16 protein-coding genes are annotated in these 21,998 nt (G+C 38.6%); 1 reads left to right on the top strand and 15 read right to left on the bottom strand.

The window, feature by feature from the left end; translation table 11 throughout:
* Nucleotides 1–17: 17 nt before the first annotated feature.
* Complete coding sequence (locus QNI08_RS12555) at nt 18–1,370, bottom strand: allantoinase (protein WP_285767758.1); 1,353 nt, start codon at nt 1,368–1,370, stop codon at nt 18–20.
* A gap of 147 nt (nt 1,371–1,517) precedes the next feature.
* A complete protein-coding gene (allW, locus tag QNI08_RS12560; RefSeq protein ID WP_285767759.1) occupies nt 1,518–2,984 on the bottom strand; it encodes an allantoin permease in 1,467 nt (488 codons plus the stop codon).
* A gap of 394 nt (nt 2,985–3,378) precedes the next feature.
* Between allW and QNI08_RS12565 the strand changes: the two genes are divergently transcribed.
* A complete protein-coding gene (locus QNI08_RS12565; RefSeq protein ID WP_285767760.1) occupies nt 3,379–5,034 on the top strand; it encodes a PucR family transcriptional regulator in 1,656 nt (551 codons plus the stop codon).
* A 195-nt stretch (nt 5,035–5,229) separates the two neighbouring features.
* On the opposite strand, the gene QNI08_RS12570 is transcribed toward QNI08_RS12565, so the two are convergent.
* The 13 genes from QNI08_RS12570 to QNI08_RS12630 form a co-directional block, all read right to left on the bottom strand.
* On the bottom strand, nt 5,230–6,480 hold the full coding sequence (locus QNI08_RS12570) for an allantoate amidohydrolase (RefSeq protein ID WP_285767761.1): 1,251 nt from the start codon (nt 6,478–6,480) through the stop codon (nt 5,230–5,232).
* A gap of 206 nt (nt 6,481–6,686) precedes the next feature.
* Entirely contained in the window at nt 6,687–7,625 is a 939-nt protein-coding gene (locus QNI08_RS12575) for a sugar phosphate isomerase/epimerase family protein (RefSeq protein WP_285767762.1), read from the bottom strand.
* Between the two features lie 145 nt (nt 7,626–7,770).
* The gene (locus QNI08_RS12580) at nt 7,771–9,528 is read right to left on the bottom strand and encodes a thiamine pyrophosphate-binding protein (protein WP_285767763.1); all 1,758 of its coding nucleotides are present in this window, start codon (nt 9,526–9,528) and stop codon (nt 7,771–7,773) included.
* A complete protein-coding gene (locus QNI08_RS12585; protein ID WP_285767764.1) occupies nt 9,529–10,983 on the bottom strand; it encodes a four-carbon acid sugar kinase family protein in 1,455 nt (484 codons plus the stop codon).
* A 33-nt stretch (nt 10,984–11,016) separates the two neighbouring features.
* A complete protein-coding gene (locus tag QNI08_RS12590) occupies nt 11,017–11,964 on the bottom strand; it encodes a transketolase family protein (protein WP_285767765.1) in 948 nt (315 codons plus the stop codon).
* 1 nt (nt 11,965) lies between these two features.
* Nucleotides 11,966–12,790 carry a transketolase gene (locus QNI08_RS12595; protein WP_285767766.1) on the bottom strand — a complete coding sequence of 275 codons (825 nt, stop codon included), beginning with the start codon at nt 12,788–12,790 and terminating at the stop codon, nt 11,966–11,968.
* 477 nt (nt 12,791–13,267) lie between these two features.
* Complete coding sequence (locus tag QNI08_RS12600) at nt 13,268–14,023, bottom strand: IclR family transcriptional regulator (protein ID WP_285767767.1); 756 nt, start codon at nt 14,021–14,023, stop codon at nt 13,268–13,270.
* A 165-nt stretch (nt 14,024–14,188) separates the two neighbouring features.
* Nucleotides 14,189–15,571 carry an allantoinase AllB gene (gene allB / locus QNI08_RS12605; RefSeq protein WP_285767768.1) on the bottom strand — a complete coding sequence of 461 codons (1,383 nt, stop codon included), beginning with the start codon at nt 15,569–15,571 and terminating at the stop codon, nt 14,189–14,191.
* A 121-nt stretch (nt 15,572–15,692) separates the two neighbouring features.
* Nucleotides 15,693–17,090 (bottom strand): NCS1 family transporter, encoded by a 1,398-nt coding sequence (locus tag QNI08_RS12610; RefSeq protein ID WP_285767769.1) that lies wholly within the window; start codon nt 17,088–17,090, stop codon nt 15,693–15,695.
* 629 nt (nt 17,091–17,719) lie between these two features.
* The gene (tpx, locus tag QNI08_RS12615) at nt 17,720–18,250 is read right to left on the bottom strand and encodes a thiol peroxidase (protein ID WP_285767770.1); all 531 of its coding nucleotides are present in this window, start codon (nt 18,248–18,250) and stop codon (nt 17,720–17,722) included.
* 146 nt (nt 18,251–18,396) lie between these two features.
* Nucleotides 18,397–19,314: a class II fructose-bisphosphate aldolase gene (locus QNI08_RS12620; protein ID WP_285767771.1), complete on the bottom strand. Its 918-nt coding sequence runs from the start codon at nt 19,312–19,314 to the stop codon at nt 18,397–18,399.
* A gap of 193 nt (nt 19,315–19,507) precedes the next feature.
* The gene (locus QNI08_RS12625; protein ID WP_285767772.1) at nt 19,508–20,812 is read right to left on the bottom strand and encodes an MFS transporter; all 1,305 of its coding nucleotides are present in this window, start codon (nt 20,810–20,812) and stop codon (nt 19,508–19,510) included.
* A gap of 868 nt (nt 20,813–21,680) precedes the next feature.
* Nucleotides 21,681–21,818, bottom strand: a complete 138-nt coding sequence (locus QNI08_RS12630) for a hypothetical protein (protein WP_285767773.1) — start codon at nt 21,816–21,818, stop codon at nt 21,681–21,683.
* Between the last annotated feature and the right edge of the window lie 180 nt (nt 21,819–21,998).

Raw genomic sequence — 21,998 nt, forward strand, 5'->3', positions numbered from 1 at the left:
CCTTTATCCTAATAAGTCTAGATTTTCATTTTTTCCCCAGTTGTAATGCTTCCATTTTCAAAAACAATAGCCCCATTGACGATGGTTGCCGTTACTTGTCCTTTGAATGTCCTGCCAACATAAGGCGACTGCTGGTGGCGGTAGAACAAATCTTCCTTTTTCAGCTCGAAGCTCCTGTTCAGGTCAACTATAGCCAGATCAGCGTCACTATCAACGGCTATTATTCCTTTATGGGGGTAAAGACCAAATAACTTAGCTGGATTCGTTGATGTCAATTCAACAATTTTACCCAGAGGGAGATTACGGTTGAAATGCCCCTCTGTCAACATTATATTGAGAGTGGTTTGAGCACCGGAAATCCCGCCCCATGCACTGAAAAAGTCATCATTTATTACCTCTTTCATAGATGCAGGTGCTGGTGAATGGTCTGAGGCGATAACGTCAATTTCACCCTGTGCCACGGCTTCCCATAATTGTTCTACTTCTTCATCATCACGCAGTGGCGGGCAGCATTTTGCCAATCCGCCTTTTTCCTCTAAGTCTTTTAATGTCAAAGATAAATAATGGGGGCATGTTTCTACCGTAATATCCAGGCCCCTTTGCTTTGCCTGATTAATGACATCCACTACTTTCCGGCTGCTTGCATGAACAATATGCAGTTTACAACCTGTAGCTTCAGCATATGAAATGATCCTTCTAACCGCTTCAATTTCGGAAATGATCGGCCTTGATTCGACGAAGTCTTTTGCAGTCGTCTTATTTTGACTTTGTTTTTCTTGTGCAAGCTGCTCACAAATGACTGTACTTTCAGCATGAACGGCTAAAAGTGAACCTACAGAAGCAATTTCTTTCATCCCTTTAAAAATCGTAATATCATCGACATGATTGAAATCGACAATCCCGCTCGGTGACATAAAAGCTTTAAAACCAATTACTCCATTTTCATCAAGTTCTTTAATATCCCCAATATTCTCCGGTACAAGTCCCCCCCAAAAGCGGCAATTGACTACCGATTTTTCTTCGGAGCAGGCTCTCTTTAATGCCAAATTCTCTTTATTGGTTGTTGGCGGCGTACTGTTCAATGGCATATCAAAATAGGTCGTTACCCCACCAGCCGCTAAACTTCTGCTGCCAGTTCGAACACCTTCCCACTCAGTCCTGCCTGGCTCGTTGAAATGAACATGCGTATCAATTAATCCTGGGAGGATATGCTGTCCTTCAGCATTAATTTCTCTTGTTGCTACAGCAGCAATATTTTTTCCGATGGACACTTCTTTAATTTTCCCTTCCTTAATCGCGATATCTCCTTGAACAATCGAATCTGCCAATACAAGATTTCCATTTCTAATGAGTAAATCGTATGTAGCCATAGGTTCATTCCTTTCCATGAGAAATCGAATTTTATAATTTCTATTAAATCCAATCTTTTTAATGTTCGAAACATCAATATGAGTTTTAGCAGACTCCAAAATTTAAATATTCCAAATATTAAGCTGATCTTTTCACTTTCCCATCAATTAAGCTCCTTTAACCACATCCTCTCGTTTCTGCATTTTTCCTGAAACGTATAATTCCCTTTTAACAAAAACGATATATAGTATGAATGCAACTATCGTACCCGAGAAAAATGATAGATGATACACTAGCTTGAGAGCAGGAAAAAACTGGCCAGATAAACTAAAAGCTCCTGCGATTACAGTGGCAATCAAGGCTGGCATGTGAAAACCATTTTTATAATGATACTTTCCATTAACGGAATATAATTCTTCCATATTGATTTCTTTTTTTGCGATAACATAATAATGCGCCAGCATAACCCCAGTTACAGGACCCAATAAACCTCCGATAATATTTAAAAATAAGAATATACTAGTTGAATTCTCCATCAACTTCCATGGCATAATGATAAGACCTGCTACCGCTGCAATTAAAGCACCTGTTTTAAAGCTGACTCTTTTCGGGAATAACGCTGATAATTGTAAGCCTGCTGGTATAATATTTCCTGTGATATTCACAGATAATGATGTTAAACAAATAGTTAATACGGATACTGCAATGGCAAATTTATTATCAAAACGTTCAACTACGTCTAGAACATTCCAAATTGGTGTACCGAAAGCGATTTCCGAGCCAACGATAAGCGTGATGCTTGCGATCGCAAATAATAGATACGCAAAGACAATTCCCGAGATTTGCCCTATCGTTTGATCTCTTTGTGAGCGGGCTTCTCTTGTAAAATCAGAAACATTCACAATTGGTGAAGCCCATATTGCCAAGACTGCACTCACACATGCAAGTAAAACAAATAGGCTATTACCCTCAATCCCTTTGGGAGTGTAGTGAAGAATCGGAGTGATCCCCCCTGCCAATTTAATCGCCCAAATTGCCATCCCGCCAAACACTAGATAAACGAGCGGTAATAAGAATTTCGTGAATTTACCTATCGCCTGCATCCCACCGTATATAAACGATACATTTAACATCCAAAATATTAAAAATGATATTAAAGCTGGAATACTTAGACCAAGGAAGCTCCATTCCCCACCTAGTTTTAAATACGGCGGCCATAACTTCCCGATAAAGATTGTAAAGGCGATACTTCCTGCGTAAGTTTGAAAGCCAAACCACATGATTGCTGCGATGCAGCCTCTTAATATACCTGGCAGCATGGCTCCTTTCACTCCATATGATGTCCTCAGCAGCATAGAAAACGGTATCCCATATTTGGTTCCCGCATAACCGTTTAACACCATGAAAATGGCCAAAATGAATGAGGCTATCATGATAACCCAGAATACCTGTCCAACTGATAATCCTAGCGCGAAAAAACCGCCAATTGTAACATAGGATGGAACATTATGGATTGAACCCATCCAGATAGAGAAATAGTTGCCCACTTTCCAATTTCTCTCTTCCGGTTTTATTGCCAATAAGTCTCTGCTAAATTCCGCTTCCTGCTCCAATGTAGCTTTGGTTTGTTCCAAATGGTTTCCTCCTCGTTATACAGCTCATGATTGATAGCGCTTACTCTTTGCAGAAATAACAACTGGAGACATAAATAAGGTAGACAAGGTGTAGTAAAATCTTAGATGTCAAAACCCCGATTAGACATTTGACCGGTGCACAATTATGTAGATTGTCAGTTCTTCTAAATATGAATATAGTTTTTGATTATAATAGAAACATGAAATGTATCGAATGAAAACAGTTTCATTAACCTTAAATCCTCTATACAATTGATTATAAGCGGATTAATTCACAAAATCATTATGCAGTGTAAACAATTGCCATTTAAATTTTTGTCCAAATTTAACAAGATACGTTTGCTTCCCTTTCTAGAAATTTAAACTGACAAACTTTAGAATTAGAAGGTGTATGATGAAAAAGGTAGAAGATTTATTTATCGTAGATGTGTTTCGTGAAGCTAAGATGATTGCCGGACATGATGGCCTTAAAAGGAAAGTGGGCTCAATTGAGATTTCAGAGACGCCAGATGCCATCAATTTTCTAGCTGAGAACTCCCTATTATTGACGACAGGATATGCTTTTAAAGACGATCCTCATGCACTATGCAATCTTATTTCCCAAATTAACGAACTGCCCTGTGCAGGTATCGCCATTAAGCTTAAAAGATTCATTGATAAGATACCGCCGGATGTAATCGAATTAGCAGACTCATTAGAATTTCCGATTATTCAAATTCCAGAGACATTAACATTAGGTGCGGTTGCTCATCAATTATCAAGCTTTATTTGGGATAACCAAATCGAAGAGTTATTTTATGCGATGCATATTCACAAGGAATTTACCAATATGATGATAAAAGGCTACAGCCTTAGTTCCTTAATTGAAAATCTTGGCTCCTTATTAAAATGTCCTGTTCTCCTAATTGATCCTATTGGTGATGTGACATCCTTTTCTAATCATTTCCGCACAGGAAATATGAAAATCGTTATGAAAAGTGTTCAGGAGCATATTAAAAGTGATATGGAAGCATACCTGGAAAAAGACCAGTTCACAATCGACATCCAGAATAATGACATTTCCATAAAAATGTTCCGGGTGAAAACAATGCGTCCCTACCCATATTTACTAATAATTCTTCACCCCGAGAAGCTTTCATTCCCATCTTCCCAATTAGCTATAGAGCAAGCATCAACAGTCATTTCATTCACGCTGCTAAAAAACGAGGCCATTAGAGAAAACAGTCGGTTGTTGGAAAACAACTTTTTTGCCTCCCTAGTTGATGGAAATATTTCCAGCAAACAAGAAATTATCCATAGGGGAAAACAGCATGGCTTGGTCGACAGTATGAAATATGTATGCATTGTTTGTAAAATTGATTATGATCAACAAAATGCTTTACAAAAAAGTGCAGAAATCATGAATAGATTATACGACTACTTATACAAATTTTTACATAAATCATTTTTAAAAATAGATACAAACAATATCGTTTTTATGAAAGATGGTTATTTTGTCATTTTGATGCAATTTCCTCTGAATAGTAATGATTCGATTAAAAGCATAATTGAAGAAAGGCTGAAGGAATTCCAGAATGAAGCTTGTTCCAATCTGAAAATTTCGCTGTCGTTCGGAGTCGGTAACTTTTCCAATGACCTTACTTATATCCCACTTACATACGAAGAGGCAGTGGAAGCATGGATGCAGGGGTCTGAACTGTTTCAAACTAAATTCATTAACTTTTACGAGACCAAGCAATTAATCGAGCTGATCCGGTTGATTCCCGAAAAAGATTTAAAAAAGTTTTTTGAGAATACTTTACGTTCTCTATCGTATCCTAAAACTAAAGATGAAAAAGACTTAGTTAATACTTTATCGATCTATTTGGATAACAACTGCGAACTTGCGATCACATCGAGGAAACTGTTTGTCCACCGTAATACCGTTAAATACCGAATTGCCAAATGTGAGGACATTTTGAATTATTCCGTCCATGATCCAAAAAACTCCCTTCATTTACGTATCGCATTACTTATGGGTTCAATTTTCAGGGATAACAGTGATCAATAAATCATTAAATGTTACTAAAATAGGTATGGTTGAAGGGAAGCTTGCCCTCATATACAATTGCGTTGATTTGTCCTGTCTCCTCGATTGAAGGGTTTAGTTCTTACCAAACAAACTTTTCGAAGAACTATACCTATAAAAAAACTCGTGATCCGGTACAGTCGGTTCACGAGTTTTTTTGGATGGAATATTCATCCCTCACAATTGTTTTGTGGCTATTTTAATTACTGTAGAGTAAAGAACTCTTGCTCCCGCCCCCATATCTTCTACCGTAACGAATTCATCAGGGTGATGACTAAGACCATCTTTACAACGAACGAAAATCATGGCTACATCCGTTACATCCGCCATAGCCATTGCATCATGACCAGCACCACTTACAAGGCTGATGCCGCTTCCATCCAGGTCGTTAATGGATTCTTCAATTACGGCAATCAATTGTTCATCACAGTATACAGGATCGGCTTCCATAACCTGTTCAAAATGAATTTGCAGTCCTCTTGCTTTTGCGACTCTTTCACTTTCAGTTAATATGGCATCAATTGCTTTTTTCTTACGATCCACATTTAAATCCCGGATATCCAGTGTCCCTGTTACAAGGCCTGGTATTACATTACTGGCCCCCGGACCTACGGTAAGTTTACCAACGGTGGCTACTAATGGGGCATTTTGGATAGCGATATTCTCAATGTAGGAAATGAGGTCACTGGCCCCTAAAAGTGCATCTTGCCTAATGGCAACAGGAACTGTCCCGGCATGTCCAGGTTTCCCGATAACTTCAAAATAAAATCTTGTAGCACCAGCAATCCCTCGAACGATTCCGACAGGTTCATTCTCCCTCTCAAGCACAGGCCCTTGTTCAATATGAAGTTCCAAATAAGCGAGAAGCTCTTCTGGAGTGCGACTCGCTTTTTTATAAGCATATGGGTCAGCAATGCCAATTCCCTTTAACGCTTCAGCAATTGTAATTCCTTGTTCATCTGCCCTTTCTAAATCATCGGCAGTAAAAGTTCCTGCAACCGCTTTACTGCCAAGGAAGGTTGAGTGAAACCTTACTCCTTCCTCATCGCAAAAACCTACCACTTCGATTGGATTGTTTACTATCATGCCATTATCCTTAAGGGTCTGAACCACTTCTATTCCGGTTATAACTCCTAAAATGCCATCATATTTACCCGCTTCAATCACACTATCTAAATGTGAACCAATCATTAAAACTGGAGCTGTAGGATCTTTCCCTTCATAACGCCCGATTATATTGTTGAGAGCATCTTTTCTTACCGTCATCCCAGCTGCTTTCATCCACTCTTCCACAAGCCTTTCTGCTTTTAAACTTTCCACTGTGAAAGGTAGTCTAGTGACACCAACGGATGTAGAAGAACAAGCAGCAAGTTCTTCGGTTCTAGTGTTGATTCTTATAGCATCAATATCCTTCTGAAGTTTAACCAATCGATCACTTCCTTGCCCATTTAATCACTAAAATAGTTTGTTAGTTATTTTTAAATCCGGTTTTTATAATGCAAGGTCATATTAACACCTTATTCAGTTGGGGTTCAATGGGAATTCTGAATAGTAAGCTAATTGAATAGTAGAGTAAACGGCGACAGGCAAAAGTGCTTGTCACCGTTTACTGCATATTGTGAATATCTGGGAGGCTAGCTGACTAAGCGCCCTTTTTTTGAATGTAAAAATGACCATGCATCAATGAGAGTACGTTTTGACTGTGCAATGATAATATCTGAAGATTCTGTACCTACAGGTTTTACTTCAAAAGCGACGATATTCTTTATACCTTCACCGATGTAACCAATTTCCAATAGAGATCGTAAATACTCCGCTAATTCCGCAACATCGACTTCACTTCCCGGATATCCGAAACGCGGATGCTGATCACCGTAAGCAGGATCAGAAGTATCTTTAATATAACAATTTCCGATATGGGCATGGGTAATATAATCACGCGCGACCGTTAATGCATCACGAGATGTTTCACGTTGCATTGGTAAATGACTTAAATCAAGCATCAAACCGAAAGTGGGATCTACTTTACGTACTTCTTTAGCAACTTCAACAGCAAGTTTATTCGAACCAATCAAACATTTCTTATCGGTTTCATCATCGAACGTTTCAAGTGAAAGTGCTAAATCACCTTTAGATTTTGCATAATCGCATAATTCTTTGATGGAATTCGTAAGTAATTGCAATGCAACATCTTGTTGATTATCCGGCTTGGCCCCACTTAAGAAACCAAGTTTAGCAGCATTTACTTCGTAAGCTTGGTCAATTCCTGCTTTTACTAAATCAATGGCCCTTCTACGCTCAGCTTCATCAAAAGAATTCAGATTCCCTTTGTTTTTTAATAGAATCGGTTGTGCACCGAATCCTACACTCATTCCACCGGATTGTAAAATTTGTGCAGCCTCTTTACGTTCTTCAGGATTGTTAATGGATGTTATCTCAATTCCAGAGAAAAAATCATCTTGGACAATTTTCTTAATTGTTTCAACAGCTGGACCATCCCCACCCATCGTTTCTGGATAAGCCATAAAGTGAACAATTCCGACTTTCATAGCATTATGAAGATTTTCTGACATTGCTTCGCCGATTTTTCGGCTTCCCCCCTTTAATAATCCGGTATTTACGTACAGTCAATCCTACTTTTAATTACTGATTTGTTTTTTGAAGCAATAGGTTCATATCCCATCGCTTCAAAAAACAATACGTCCATTACAGCAATGATCATTTTGAATAATCAATATCTTTGGAATATACAAACCCGTTAAGTGCACCGTTGTTCGAGAATTCGCAAGCCTTTTTAGGATCTGGGTCAACTATAACTTCGATTAAATATGGTTTACCTGAGTCAACTGCACGTTGTAGAGCTGGTTTGATATCATCATAATGAGTAACAAGCTCACCACGAACACCCATCCCTTCAGCAGTTTTAACAAAGTCGATTCCTCGCTCTTCATTATCACATAACTCATTTTTGTAAATTAAGTCTGTCGAAATTTGGCGTTCACTATAGAACCAGTTTTGTTGTTGTCGAATTAATCCCATCAATGAATTGTTCATACAGAAAATTATGACCGGAATATCATGCTTGGCAGCTGTAGCGATATCTTGCAAGGACATACCTAAGCTTCCGTCACCAAGGATGTTTACACTTTGCCTTTCAGGAAATGCAAGCTTCGCTGCCATTGCTGCACCAAGGCCCCACCCCATCGTACCCGCACCACCAGTTAATAAGTATGTTCTCGGTACATACGTTTCAAATAATTGACTGGACCAGATTTGGCTGATGCCGCAATCATGTGATACGAATGCATCTCGATCTAAGAATTCACGAAGCTCGCGCAATGCACGCTCTTGTCTGATTGGCAAGGTTGTGTAATCCGTTTTACGTGCCCATTTCTTCCGCTCTTCAGTTAAGTTAACTCTAGTACCGACTTCGGCAGTTGCAGCTACATGTGCACCAAGTGCTTGATGTGCTTCTGCAAGTTTAACCATGAATGTCTTAACATCAGAAACGATGCCTAAAACAGTTGGCACAACTTTACCAATTTCTTTATTATCCAGGTTTACGTGGATAACTTTCTTGCCATTTTGCGTGAATACCGAAACATTTCCGGTAGAACGATCAGCAAAACGTCCGGCAAGGTTGATGACTAAGTCAGCTTCAACAATTGTTTTGTTACCAAATGGAGTATCAAGCATTGTCCCCATACGTCCAGCGAATAAAGGGTGATCATTAGGGAATGTATCCATCCCCATGCCGGAAGTTACTACTGGGATTTGCAGTTCTTCAGCTAATGCTTTTAATTCAGCGGTAGCGTTTGCAATATTGACCCCTCCACCAGAAAGCAAGACCGGTCTTTTGGCGTCTTTTAATAATTCTAACGTTTTCTCTATATCAGCGTCAGAAGCCTGTGGTAAGTTATCGACTGGAGTGGAGGCGATAAGCTCATCTAAATCAACTTCTATCTCTACTTTTTGTTGGTCAACTGGTAAATCAATAAGAACTGGACCTTTTCTGCCAGTAGTAGCCGTTATCCATGCTTCATGAATGAATTCGGCAGCTTTCGAACCGTCAGTTAAACGGTAAGCAGCTTTCGCTACAGGCTTTGCCATTTCTACGATAGGCGCTTCTTGGAATTGCATGGTTCCAATCAAGCTATTTTTTTGTTGACCAGTGATGGCTATCATCGGTATTGAATCCATCCATGCACCGTAAAGTCCAGTTAAGAAGTTCGTTCCGCCAGGACCTGACGTGGCCGCACATACTCCTACTTCACCAGTTGCCCTTGAATATCCGTCAGCCATGAAAGCACCAGTTTGTTCATGACGAACAATATATGATTCAATTTTAGTTAATTCTTTAATTGCATCATAGAATGGCAAGATTGCAGCTCCCGGTATACCATAGACGTGTTTCACTCCTCTTTTTTCTAAATACAAGGCAATTAACTCAGCAGCTGTCATTTTTTGTTTAGCCATTTATATCTCTCCCTTTTGATCCTTTTTTATGTTCTCAAAGATTTGAGCAATCGATTCTTTGTCCCCAACGTTGCCGGGAAATACGATATAAGGTGTATTTTTAAACTTAGCTTCACTTCCGGTTAACCATACTGGAACACCGGCGATCGCTTGACCTAAAATTTTTGCATATTTTATTTCCAAGCCCTCCGTTGCCACATCACTGGAGGTTATACCGCCTTTTGCAATGATAAACTTCGGTTTGACTTTTAAAGAGCGAATCACTTGAACTAAAGAACTGGAAACGGTTTGACTAATTTTCAGATTTTCTTCCTTATCTTTTGCACTGATTAAATCCCTGCTTGTATAAACAAGCGTATCGTGGTTGGAAGAAATATTCTGGTCTACCAATTGGCATACTCGTGTGAGCTCTTCCGTTCTCGTTTCTTCATCAAGAATTTTCCGAACATTCATTTCGATTTGTACAATCGGGTATTCATTCATTAGCACCTTAACTTGTTCCGTAGTTTTATTCGTGTGAGAACCCACTATAATGAATCCGCCATTTTTTTGGCTTTCCTCATTTGAAACGATCTCATTAGCTGATAAATAGGGACGATCCTGAATTCCAGCAATTGATTTTACAAAAGATGCTGCTGTCCTAAACAAGAAATGCTTGCCAGAATCAATTGCTTTAAGGACAGCCAATGATACGATGTCCAACTCATAGTAAGATTTTGCATTTACTATAATAGGAGCATTATGGTTGGCAGATAGTAAAATATCATAAACTCTATCCATGCCGCCTTCATGAATATCTTCAAGTGAAATGATCAAAGCTGACCCTGGTCTTACGTTTCCATTTGTCTTCTCTTCAATCCATTTCGGCAAATTAGCAGTCGTGAAGCCGAAAACTGAATCATTCGCAAACTCTGTTTCATTCACTGGTACAAGGTTGCCATCCATACCCAAAAAATGTGTATTTTCTAAAGTGTAACGATGTGCTTCAAAAAAAGCCGGTATGATTAAATGACCTGAAATATCTACATGAGCGGTTTTTGATAATTCATCTTGGAGTACATCAATTTCAAGTGGATAATGCCCCCTTAATGTTGAGTCACTTCTGCTGATAATCGAATAATCAATACCCATTTCCTTCGTAACGTCTACAATGTTTCGGACAATCTCCCGATTGATGTTTTCCGTTTTTTCTGCATTATAACTTCTTGTGTTCGTTAAAATGTAAAGGACGCTTCTCTCATCAGATAACCCTTTTTCAATCCAATCCTTCCCCCAGTCCGTGATGACAAAAATATCATGTACCGTTTGGACACCTGTTGGATCATCATCTAAAACGATAAACTTATGTTTTGTTCGTTTTAAATGAGCTTTAATTTCAGCACGAAGGCTATCGTCCGATGTAGAGAAGAGGTCTAATGCATCCTTTAAACTTGGATATTTGGTCCCATTTGACAAAACCCCTCCCCCTTTCATCATCTGAAAATGTGTTTAGCTAGTTACTCTATGGCCTAATAATTCATTTGCAGTCGAAACAATCCGGTGTGCTCTCAATTCAAACAAATCGAGCAATTCATCCATTTTTCCAGAAACTCCAAAACGGTCATTTGTACCGATTCTTCTTAATTTAGCTGGTTGGTGTTCTGACAAAACTTCCGCAACAGCACTACCTAATCCGCCAATAATGGAGTGCTCTTCAACTGTGATAACATGTTTTGTTTTCGCAGCAGAGGCAATAATGGCTTCTTTATCAATGGGTTTAATTGTATGAATGTGCAAAAGTTCAGCGCTTACACCTTGCTTTTCTAATTCAGCTACTGCTTTTAGTGATTCATCAAGCATTATCCCCGTACTGATGATGGTAATATCAGCACCTTCACGGTATTTAATTGCTTTACCTATTTTGAATGGTTCTTCCTTTTTTGTAACGATCGGTACTGGTAATTTGCCAACACGCAGGTAAATGGGTCCTTCATGGTAATAAGCAGCTTCTACCGCTTTTTCCATTTCAACCGCATCTGCTGGAACAATCACAGTCATACGCGGCAGTGAGCGCATTAAAGAAATATCTTCAAGCGGTAAATGTGTTGCACCTTCTTGAGCAGCTGAAGTACCAGCATTATGACCGACAATTTTCACATTGTTGTTTGAGTAACATACGGAAATTCTCATCTGATCGAATGCACGCCCAGTAAGGAAGTTTGCATAAGCATTCGCAAATGGCACCTTACCTGCTACGGCCATACCAGCTGCAGTACCCACTAAATCGCATTCAGAAATACCGATGTTGAAAAAGCGATCTGGAAATCTATTTTTATATAAATTCGTCATATTTGATTTTGCGCAATCAGCGTCAAGTACCACTAAATTGTCATGCTTTTCCCCAAGTCTAATCAGTGCATCAGCAAAACCTTTACGTGGTGCTTCTTGATTTGCCATCTTAAGCCAACTCCTTTAAAGCGGTTTCTAATTGCTCATCATTCGGAGCCATACCATGCCAATCATGTGTATCTTCCATAAATGAAACTCCCTTGCCTTTAACCGTATGAGCTAAGATTGCAGTAGGTCTGCCTTTCGTGCGTTTAGCTTCTTTATACGCTTCATTAACTGCATTAATATCATGGCCATCAATTTCAACGACGTGCCAGCCAAAAGCTCTAAATTTATCACCAAGATTTTTTACACCTTTTACGTTCTCAACGAAATCATCAAGTTGAATTTTGTTCCAGTCGATAATGGCACAAACATTATCAAGATTGTATTGTGCTGATGTCATTGCGGCTTCCCATACCTGACCTTCTTGTAGCTCTCCATCACCAATCATGCAATATGATCTTCTGTTGCTACCATCAAGTTTTGCAATTAACCCAACACCATTAGCCACTGATAATCCTTGACCAAGCGATCCCGACGATATGTCTACACCTGGGATATGTTCCCCGCATGGGTGTCCATGCAACCTGCCGTCAACATCCCTGAACGTCATTAACTCGTCAACTGGGAAGAAACCTTTTTCTGCCAATACTGAGTAAAATACAGGTGTACAATGACCCTTAGATAGGAAGAAGCAATCTCGGTCTTGCCAATCCGGGTTGTTAGAATCAACATTCATGTGTTCAAAAAATAGCACGGACAATAGTTCGGTAGCTGATAAAGAACCACCGGGATGACCACTTCCTGCATGGTTCGTCATCTTTACAATGTGCCGGCGAATCGTTTTCGTTAGATTATTATAAAATTCGCTTTTCTCTTTAGAAAAATCCACTATTACTCCTCCTTTTAGTATCGTTATAAGCAACGTTGTTTCATTTTATAATTAAAAAAATATTTTTTTGTTGCTTATCAACTAACCTTGTTTCTTATTTTGATGTTATCACCATTTTTTGAATATTTCAAGTATTTCTGTCAATTTTTTATTAAAACTTTAAGCCCAAATAATCAGACTGCCTGATTGAAGATGAACTTCAATCAATGAATTTTCCACAAAAGGGGTTCTATCTATGAGTTAAGACAAATTTGACTGGGGCGGGTGTTCGAGACTCCTGCAGGAAGTGCGAGTCACGGGAGATTCCACAGGCTGAAAAACCGAGGAGGCTCCCGGACCGCCTCTGTAAAGCTAAGTGTCTGGAGAGGAAACCAACGGCCACATTGTACAACACATAAAAATAGACAAACTCGATTTTCATCAGGTTTGTCTACAATCTGAAGAATTGATCTGACACCAATTCTTTTTTCACATTATTTAATTGTCTGTGTAACCAAGCCTTTTGGAAATTTTTTTACCAATATCCATTATAATCGGTTTAATTTCAGTTAATCTCTCTTCAGTCATTCGGATGCTTGGTCCTGAAATACTAACGGCAGCAGTAATTTTCTTCCGGTTATCAAAAATAGGCGCTGCAATACAGGTGATTCCTTGTTCATTTTCCTCTATTTCTCTGCCAATACCTTCATTCCTTATTTTTCCCAATTCTTTAAAAAAAGAATCTTTATCTGTAATCGTTTGTTCAGTATGCTTCGGCAATCCATGCTTGTCTATTATATCCACGATCTCATTTAAGGGCAGGTGGGCCAAAATTACCTTCCCGACTGCGGTGCAATGCATGGGAGCCCGTCTTCCCACTTGTGAATGTGTTCTAAGGGTTTCACTTCCCTCAAGTTTTTCAATATAGATTACCTCTCCTTGATCATATACGGTCAAGTGGATCACTTCATTGATATGTGATTCCAGCTCTTCCAAAAAAGGTTTCGCCTGAGTTCTCAAGTCGATAGATTCAAGCAGCATCGAACTTAATTCTAAATATTTATAGCCTAATCTATATTTTTTAGTTTCAGGATTTTGTTCGATGAATCCATGATCTACAAGAGTACTTAATAATCTGAATATAGAGCTTTTATTTAGTTCAAGGTTGGAGGCAAGCTCAGTAACCCCAATCCCTTCTTTACGCTTGCTTACCAATGAAATAATTGTTAATGCCCTATCCACTGACTTAACCATTTGCATTACCCTCCGATTAAATCCTATATTACTGATTCTATCTCTTTATCTTACCACAATAGCAATCCCCAGACATAATGCCATTCAAAAATAAAACAAAAAGAAGGTATGACCAAAGCATGAGCAACTAAAGTGCCCTTTCAGGTCATCCTTCTTTAAAGGATTTTATGCTTTTACAAAACTACTTTTTGCCGACATGAACTTCCCGATCGGCTGCCCTACAATCCCCTTTTCAAAATCGAATACCAGCTGTCCCCTTACAAATGTTTGCGTCACTCGACAGTTAATCTTTCTTCCAACATAAGGGCTTTGTTGATGACGGTAATACAAATCCTCCGCCTGAACGGTGTAGGATTTATTTGGATCAACGAGAATGATATCAGCATCATAGGAAACTTTAATGCTTCCTTTATTTCTTAAGTTGAATATTTCTGCAGGTTTTGTCGCTATCATCCTTGAAAATTCACTTACCGAAACCCCGCGATTCTTAACAGCCTCGTCAAACATTAAATCTACATTATTTTGGCAGCCACTAATCCCTCCCCACACATCAAACATATTATTGGTATTGCTCTGCTTCATATCCGGAGGGCATGGGGAATGGTCAGATGTCAGGATATCGATTTTACCCTCCTTAAGAGCTTCCCATAATTTATCTTGTTCTGTTTTAGAACGAAGCGGCGGAGCGCATTTCGCAACAGGTCCTATATTTTCGAAAGTTTCCGTATCTAACGTGAAGTAGTGAGGACACGATTCTATCGTAACCTCTTGGCCTTGTTTACGTGCTTTAAGGATTTCTTCAATAGCCTCCCCACTACTAATATGAACGAAATGTAATCTACATCCAGTCTCTTTACCTAATAACAAAGCACGTTTTACAGCATCAACCTCAGTAAAAACGGGGCGGGACTCCACATAATCTCTTGCGGTTGTCTTGCCTTGTTTTTTCTTTTCTATTGCCAGCTTATCAGTAAGCTCTGCATTCTCGGCATGTATAGACAAAATATGCCCCAATTCCGATAATTTTTTCATTCCTTGATATAAAGTAAAATCATCAACATTCTTAAAATCTCCAATTTCAGCACTTCCGCATGTTGCCATAAAACATTTGAAGGCGACAACACCTTCGTTAGAAAGGTCCTCTAAGTCTCCGAGATTATCAGGAACTAACCCACCATACAAAGCATAATCAACATACGACTTATTTTCAGCAGCTTTTAATTTTAAATGGAGCGAGCTCTTTGTAGTCGTTGCCGGCAAAGCGTTTAATGGCATATCCACAAAAGAGGTTGTCCCCCCTGCAGCTAATGCTTGAGTTCCAGTTACAAACCCTTCCCACTCCGTTCTTCCTGGCTCGCAAATATGGACATGGGCATCTATCATTCCAGGCATGACATATTGATGAGAAGCATCTATAATTTCAGCGGATTCTCCTGCAATTTCTTTTGAAATTTCTGCAATTTTACCATTGAGTATACCGATATCCAGTTGTTCAACTGTATGTTCCATTACTACATTTCCGTTCTTGATCACTATATCAAACTTCATTCTCCCAGCCCCTTTTTTCGGAATTTTTCGCCTATTCACCTTACCCAGCCACCCTGTTATCCACTGATTGTATCAATCCAAGATAAATAGACAGAGAGAGTACCCCTCTAGAAATATAGGCTTACTTTTCAAAAATCGTGCCTTTTTTGAATGTAGAATCTTTAAATGCAAATTTCATCAATAGGAAATAGGCTATACCTGCCACAAAAACACCGATGATCCATGCCAGTTCCACTTTCATGAAGGCTGCTCCGGCGCCGATAATCAATGCAAGCACCGCTGCTGGGTTATACCCGGCAAATGGACCATCTTCCTTATACAAATCTGCAACATTCACTTTTTGCTTTCTTAATATATAATATTCGACCAATAATATCGAAACAATAGGACCTAAAAATGCGGAATATATAAGAATGAAAATACCAAGACCCTTTGCCGAAGAATCCTGTACTAGAACCCAAGGGAATGAGCAAAAAGCAAGTAATCCGGTAATGGTAACTGCAGGTTTAAATTTCATTTTTGTAAGCAGGGTAATAACATAGGTTGGCGGAATGATATTGGCAACCATATTTACGGCAACGGCACCCAAAACGATAAATGCGGATACAAAAAGTGTAATATATGAGTTATCAACCACAATCGCAAACGCTTTAACAGGATTGTTGATCCCGGTTGCGGAAGCAAGCATTCCACCGATTGTCAGTGTCAAACCGTAAGCTATTAATATAGGAAGAAAGTACAAAAATCCGCGTTTTGCATCGCTAATACCAGATTTCAGCTCTCTTGAATAGTCCGCTGCACTTAAAAAGATCGCCGCATAATTCCCCATGAACATCATGATCAATGCAAAGAAAGGCAAGCCCCATGACCCTTCTGCATGAACCCATTTCTCTGCAATAACGTCGCTATAGGAAGTTAGAAGAACACCAAATACATAAAGAAGCGCTAGTACAATAACAATGGAAGCGAGCGTTTCAACCCATTTAATGGCATGGAATCCATACAGCGAGAGCCCAATTTGCACCAGCTGCAGCACTACAAAGCAAATGGCAACATGATCAAAGGCGCCGCCCGTTATTATCTTCACAATTTCATTTAAGGCAGTACCGCCAATCCAACTTTGAAAACCGTACCAAACGATGGCGGGAATACCGCGCATTAGTGATGATATTACGGAACCTTTCAGCCCAAAGGACATTCTAAGCTGAACAACATATGGTATTCCCGTTCGGTACCCTAGCCTGTCATTTAAAGCAAAAACAGTTGAAATGATGCCAATTGCCATGATAGCAGCAGCAAATGTCTGAAAGATGTTTAACGTAGCTATTCCCGCTACGATTATACTGGCACCAAGCGTCATATTACCTAGGTTAACACCGTCCCCCACCCACATGAAAATATAGTCTAAGGGCCTTACCGTCCTACTTTCCTCTGTTTTCGGATTAAGTGATTCATCCACACCCGTATCATGTTGAATTTGCGTTTCTTGTGAAACGTAACTATTTACATTTGTAGACATGATACATCCAACCCCTTTTTTATGGTTATCCGGATTACTGACTAGGCAATGGTTAACAAGTTGATCTATAATGTTTGCCAAGAGTATGATTTGATACAATCTTCTTTTAAAATGTTCTTTTCTGTTTCTCATTCCCAGGAATTAAAGTGCGAATTTGTTTAAAGTACTATTTCCCCTCGAACCTACACTATCTCATTGGTTTCGCCTTAATAATCGCTCAATAAGCAACGGCGTTTCTTTACATTCACAAAAAAACAACATGACAACGGCATTTAATTAAAATTGCGTTTGAATCACTGGGTCACCTCCTTAAAAGCCTCAAGAGTAAGCGCTTACACCGAATCACATTTCAATCTACAATTAAGAAAAAAGTTTATTCCGAAACCGCTACTTCTCAACATAATCAAATTTAACTTTCAAGGTAATAAGAACTTTTTTGTTTCGATGCTTCCAACTCACACCCCATCATTAAAACCAGTAGTAGAAGAGGCTGACCTTTTGTGGGCAGCCTTCCTATTTTGAGAGATTAGGATAAAATAATCTGAGAAAAAAAGCTAATTCAATTAACTTGTTACTTCTTTGCATTCACGAAAAAGGTTATACGTCCTTTGAATATAGCGCATAATCTATCATTTTTTAACTTTTTTTAATGACTTAATTGCTTCTATAGCGGCTTCGTAGTTCGGATGTTCCGTAATTTCCGGTACGTATTCAGCATACTGTACGACATCATTTTCATCTACGACGAATACTGCACGGCATTCTAAACGATGTTCCTTTATATATGTGCCATATGCTGTTCCAAATGACATCTTAAAATGATCTGAAAGGGTTTGGGCGTGTTCCATTCCTGCGTCTCCACACCATCTTTTTTGTGCAAACGGAAGATCTACACTAATTGTTAACACTTCTACATCATTTCCTAAACTGCTCGCTATTTGGTTAAATTCCCGTGTTTGTGCGTCACATACTCCTGTATCAAGAGAGGGAATACTGGATATGAGGCGGACTTTCCCTTTTGAATCTTCAAGTGTAACCTTTGTTAGATCGTTTGCTAATACTTCGAAATTTGGCGCATTATCACCAACGCGAATCTCCCTCCCAATCAACGTAACTGGATTATCGGCAAATGTTACTATACTAGATCTTTCTAAAGACATATAATTTTTCCTCCTATTATCTTGGCGATTTTTACAAAAAAAGGTATTTCAAGGTAATGAGTATAGCCAACTACTATGTGGTCAAAGGGTTTCTCTTATGTGAGTTAAAAAAGGAGCATAGTTCAAAGTTAGTATGATATTCCTTCTTAAACATAGTAAGAAGCGCTATTGCTACTTATTAAGAAGGTTTCAATTTTTTCTTTTACCACGTTGTTAACTGCGTTTTGGACTAAAGTTATTGTTTCAGTTGGTAGGTCCGACCACTCTTTTTCCGTCACATAATGTTCTCGATTAAGAGTTTTTATCATGGTATGTTCTAAATCCGTTGCAATATTCACTTTACTAATTCCGCCATCAGGGATTTGAATTGCATTTCTGATCATTTCAGAAGGAGTGCCCGAACCGCCATGCAATACTAAAGGTACAGAAGTCCATGCACGAATTTCTATTAATCGTTCGATATCGATTCTAGGATTTTTAACAAGATAAACGCCATGTGAAGTTCCGACAGAAACCGCCAATGCATCAATGCCTGTTTCTTCAACAAACTGCTTTGCTTCTTTAGGCTCCGTGAATAGCTCTTCATCAACATCAGTTTCAATAAAGTCGGTGGTCCCTATCTTGCCTAGTTCAGCTTCAACCGTTACGCCTCTTGAATGTGCATACTCGACAACCTTTTTGGTTATCTCCATATTTTTCTTAAATGGTTGCTCTGACGCATCGATCATTACGGAGGTAAAACCAACTTCGATGGCTTCAGCAATTACATTGAAATCCTTCGTATGATCTAAATGTAACACGGCAGGGATCGTAATATTCTCCTCTTGGATCACATGATAAAACTCTCGGCTAAACTCCGCTAAGTTAATTCCGTAACGTTCCTGCTCTCTCTCTGAAGTTTGAACAATAACGGCAGACTTCTTTTCTTGGGCCGCCCTAAGTATAGGAGTTATCATCTTTGTAGCTCTAGGAGTAAACGCCCCGACAGCAAATTGATTTTGCGTAGCTACTGCAAGTACCTTTGATAATGAACTAACATTGCTTGGTTTAAAGTCTACTTTCATTCATTCAAACTCCCTTATATATGATTTCGTTCGTTCACACCCTTTTAGTTACTCAATAAGCAACAGCGTTTCTTTTATTTTAATTACTTTTCTGAAAATTACAATACTTTTTTCTCTTTCTTACCCAATTTTTAATAAAAGACTTCATTTCTAGCATAAGGAAAAGAAAATAAATTTCAGCTAGCGTTGCAAGCTAAGCTTCCACGATTGTTTCTGAAATCAATGAATTTTCTTTTTTGGTATTATTGCCGATCGTCAGGGCAATAATTGCTGCTACTATTATTGCTGCAACCATTACTATGAAAGATGAATTGTAAGAACCACCGCTTCTTTCGATCAGATATCCCATTAAAAAAGGGGCGATGAATCCTGCAATTGATCCGAAACAGTTAACAGTGGATGAGCCTGCAGCCATTATTTTAGCGGGAAGTGTATCAACAACCAAACCCCAGAATGCTCCTTGGGCCAAGAACATGAAGAATGCCGCAACACATTGATACATAATGACCATGGCAGTGGAAGAAGCTTGAAGCATCAATAATAATGCTAGACCACCAATTACAGCATTAGGAATAAACACCCATTTTCTTTTCCCCTTGACTTTATCTGACAAATAACCACCAAAAATGATCGAGACTGTACCAACTAGAAACGGTAAGGCACTGAAGATACCAGTATCCATTAAAGAAAGTCCTCTTACATTTATCAGATAAGATGGAAGCCAGGAAGTAAAGCCCCAGAAAGTAATATCAAAGAAGAACCAAATAAGCGCCATTTGCCATAAAATAGGTTTCTTTAAAAGTTCCTTAAAGGAAACTCCTGATTTCTTTTCTTCGTTCGATTTGTCTATCTCACTGTCTTCTTCTAATTCTGCAAGCTCTTCTTTCGTCATTTTAGGATGATCTTTCGGATTATCTTTGAATGTAAACCAGATATAAAGACCGATGATAATCCCTGGGATACCCATCACGATAAACACTGTACGCCATCCAAATGCCGCAATGATTGCTGCCGCAGCAATAACAGCAAGAGCCGGCCCTAACGTATTAACTGTTGATTGAATTCCTGTGGCCGTCCCTCGTTGCTTACTAGGAAAGTAATTTGCTATTCCTTTGTAAGCCGCACCTGGTAAACATGCCTCTCCTAAACCGAAAACGAATCGGATAATTAACAGAAGTGGATAAGAAAACATTAAGCCAGTCAATGATGTGAAAATTGACCACCATACTATCGCAATGCTCATCACTCGACGAAAGCCAAATTTATCTGATAACATCCCGCCTGGTATTTGAAACAGTGCATAACCTGCAAAGAAAATACTTAACAGTAATCCTTGAGCTGTCGCCGTTAAATCCAGATCTTCACCTATAAATGGCAATGCAATTGTGATAACCATTCGATCAAGGAAAGAAAACAGCCAACATAGCCATAATACAAATAAGACAGTATAACGAACTTTCCATTTAGATTTCTTATTCATCTGCAGTTGTTTGTTCATTGATCACAAACCTCCTGATTGATTCATATTTAGGCCAAATGCATTGGACATTATCACTGATCACTTTCATAGAAGCGCTTACAATTCCACCAACCAAAAACAGATCATATGCATACTTACAATGTGTTTACTTTTACTTGTGCTGATTTTTCAAGCACGATAACGATGAAGCGCTTTAAAATCATTCCCTTCTTCGCAAATAGATAGGAAAAAACCGAAAAGTTTCTCAATAAGCAACGTTGTTTCCTGTATTCATCAAAAAAAACGTTTTTAAAACCAATTATTGGCTATGTCGTAATGTATACTAATCATTGTTCTGATTTTAAAAATTTTGAGGTAGATAGGTAAGAATCCGTCGTTTTATAATACACTTAGGTACATGGAACACATTACGCTAGGACTGAATGAATTTGTAGAGGAGATTTTTTTGCTATTACAAATGGAATCGTTTAATTTTACCACCCCCGTATATTTTATTTTCCATTAAGATTTGCTTCAGTCTTTCATGATCATTATTGGTTGCTTATTAAAGAACAAGGTTTCAAACAAACTCCAAGATTACCTTATTAATAATATTCTTACCTGAAATGAATTCTAACATGTGCTAGGCTATGTTTCAAGAAAATTCTGAATTTTATATCCTTATCTTTAGGATTGGTTTTTTGTTGTTTTGACCTTGCCGGTTATAAAAAAAAGCTTGCCCTTACTCCCTATCATTTTTATGAATCCAGTTAACCTTGCCTATCAAAAAAAAGCCCCTTATCAAACAAAACCCCATCTGTTCCCAATGGCAACTGATGGGGTTTCTAACTTGCTTCTGCTTCTGCATCAACCTGGAGATCCATCTTTCTCAAACACACCCTTTCCTTTATACAGCTAATTTACTGTATTCATCCAACTGGTCTTTGGTTAAATTTTTAATGAAAAGGTCGATGTTTATCGACTCGATTTCATGCCTTTCACAAATCTTTACATAACTTTCATAGGCTTTAACATGATCGTTCATCAGCTTTACCCCCCCTTCTGTTATATAACAATTTAATGTAACTTATTAATAATATATAACAATGTTTTTTCTTCGTCAATAAAATTTTCTGAATATTTAAGAATAACTTATTTCTTTCATTATCTCCCAATTCATTCTTTGCTAACCCTCCCACATGACCAAAAAAGAACAAAAATATTT

The organism is Peribacillus folii, assembly GCF_030271255.1.
In the GTDB taxonomy this organism is placed as follows: Bacteria; Bacillota; Bacilli; order Bacillales; family DSM-1321; genus Peribacillus.

Excerpts from the sequence above, each read along its gene's own strand:
- QNI08_RS12600 (WP_285767767.1), bottom strand. The coding sequence starts at position 14,023 with ATGGTTAAGTCAGTGGATAGGGCATTAACAATTATTTCATTGGTAAGC.
- QNI08_RS12610 (WP_285767769.1), bottom strand. The coding sequence starts at position 17,090 with ATGTCTACAAATGTAAATAGTTACGTTTCACAAGAAACGCAAATTCAA.
- tpx (WP_285767770.1), bottom strand. The coding sequence starts at position 18,250 with ATGTCTTTAGAAAGATCTAGTATAGTAACATTTGCCGATAATCCAGTT.
- QNI08_RS12590 (WP_285767765.1), bottom strand. The coding sequence starts at position 11,964 with ATGGCAAATCAAGAAGCACCACGTAAAGGTTTTGCTGATGCACTGATT.
- QNI08_RS12625 (WP_285767772.1), bottom strand. The coding sequence starts at position 20,812 with ATGAACAAACAACTGCAGATGAATAAGAAATCTAAATGGAAAGTTCGT.
- QNI08_RS12580 (WP_285767763.1), bottom strand. The coding sequence starts at position 9,528 with ATGGCTAAACAAAAAATGACAGCTGCTGAGTTAATTGCCTTGTATTTA.
- allB (WP_285767768.1), bottom strand. The coding sequence starts at position 15,571 with ATGAAGTTTGATATAGTGATCAAGAACGGAAATGTAGTAATGGAACAT.
- QNI08_RS12575 (WP_285767762.1), bottom strand. The coding sequence starts at position 7,625 with ATGTCAGAAAATCTTCATAATGCTATGAAAGTCGGAATTGTTCACTTT.
- QNI08_RS12630 (WP_285767773.1), bottom strand. The coding sequence starts at position 21,818 with ATGAACGATCATGTTAAAGCCTATGAAAGTTATGTAAAGATTTGTGAA.
- QNI08_RS12620 (WP_285767771.1), bottom strand. The coding sequence starts at position 19,314 with ATGAAAGTAGACTTTAAACCAAGCAATGTTAGTTCATTATCAAAGGTA.
- QNI08_RS12565 (WP_285767760.1), top strand. The coding sequence starts at position 3,379 with ATGAAAAAGGTAGAAGATTTATTTATCGTAGATGTGTTTCGTGAAGCT.
- QNI08_RS12555 (WP_285767758.1), bottom strand. The coding sequence starts at position 1,370 with ATGGCTACATACGATTTACTCATTAGAAATGGAAATCTTGTATTGGCA.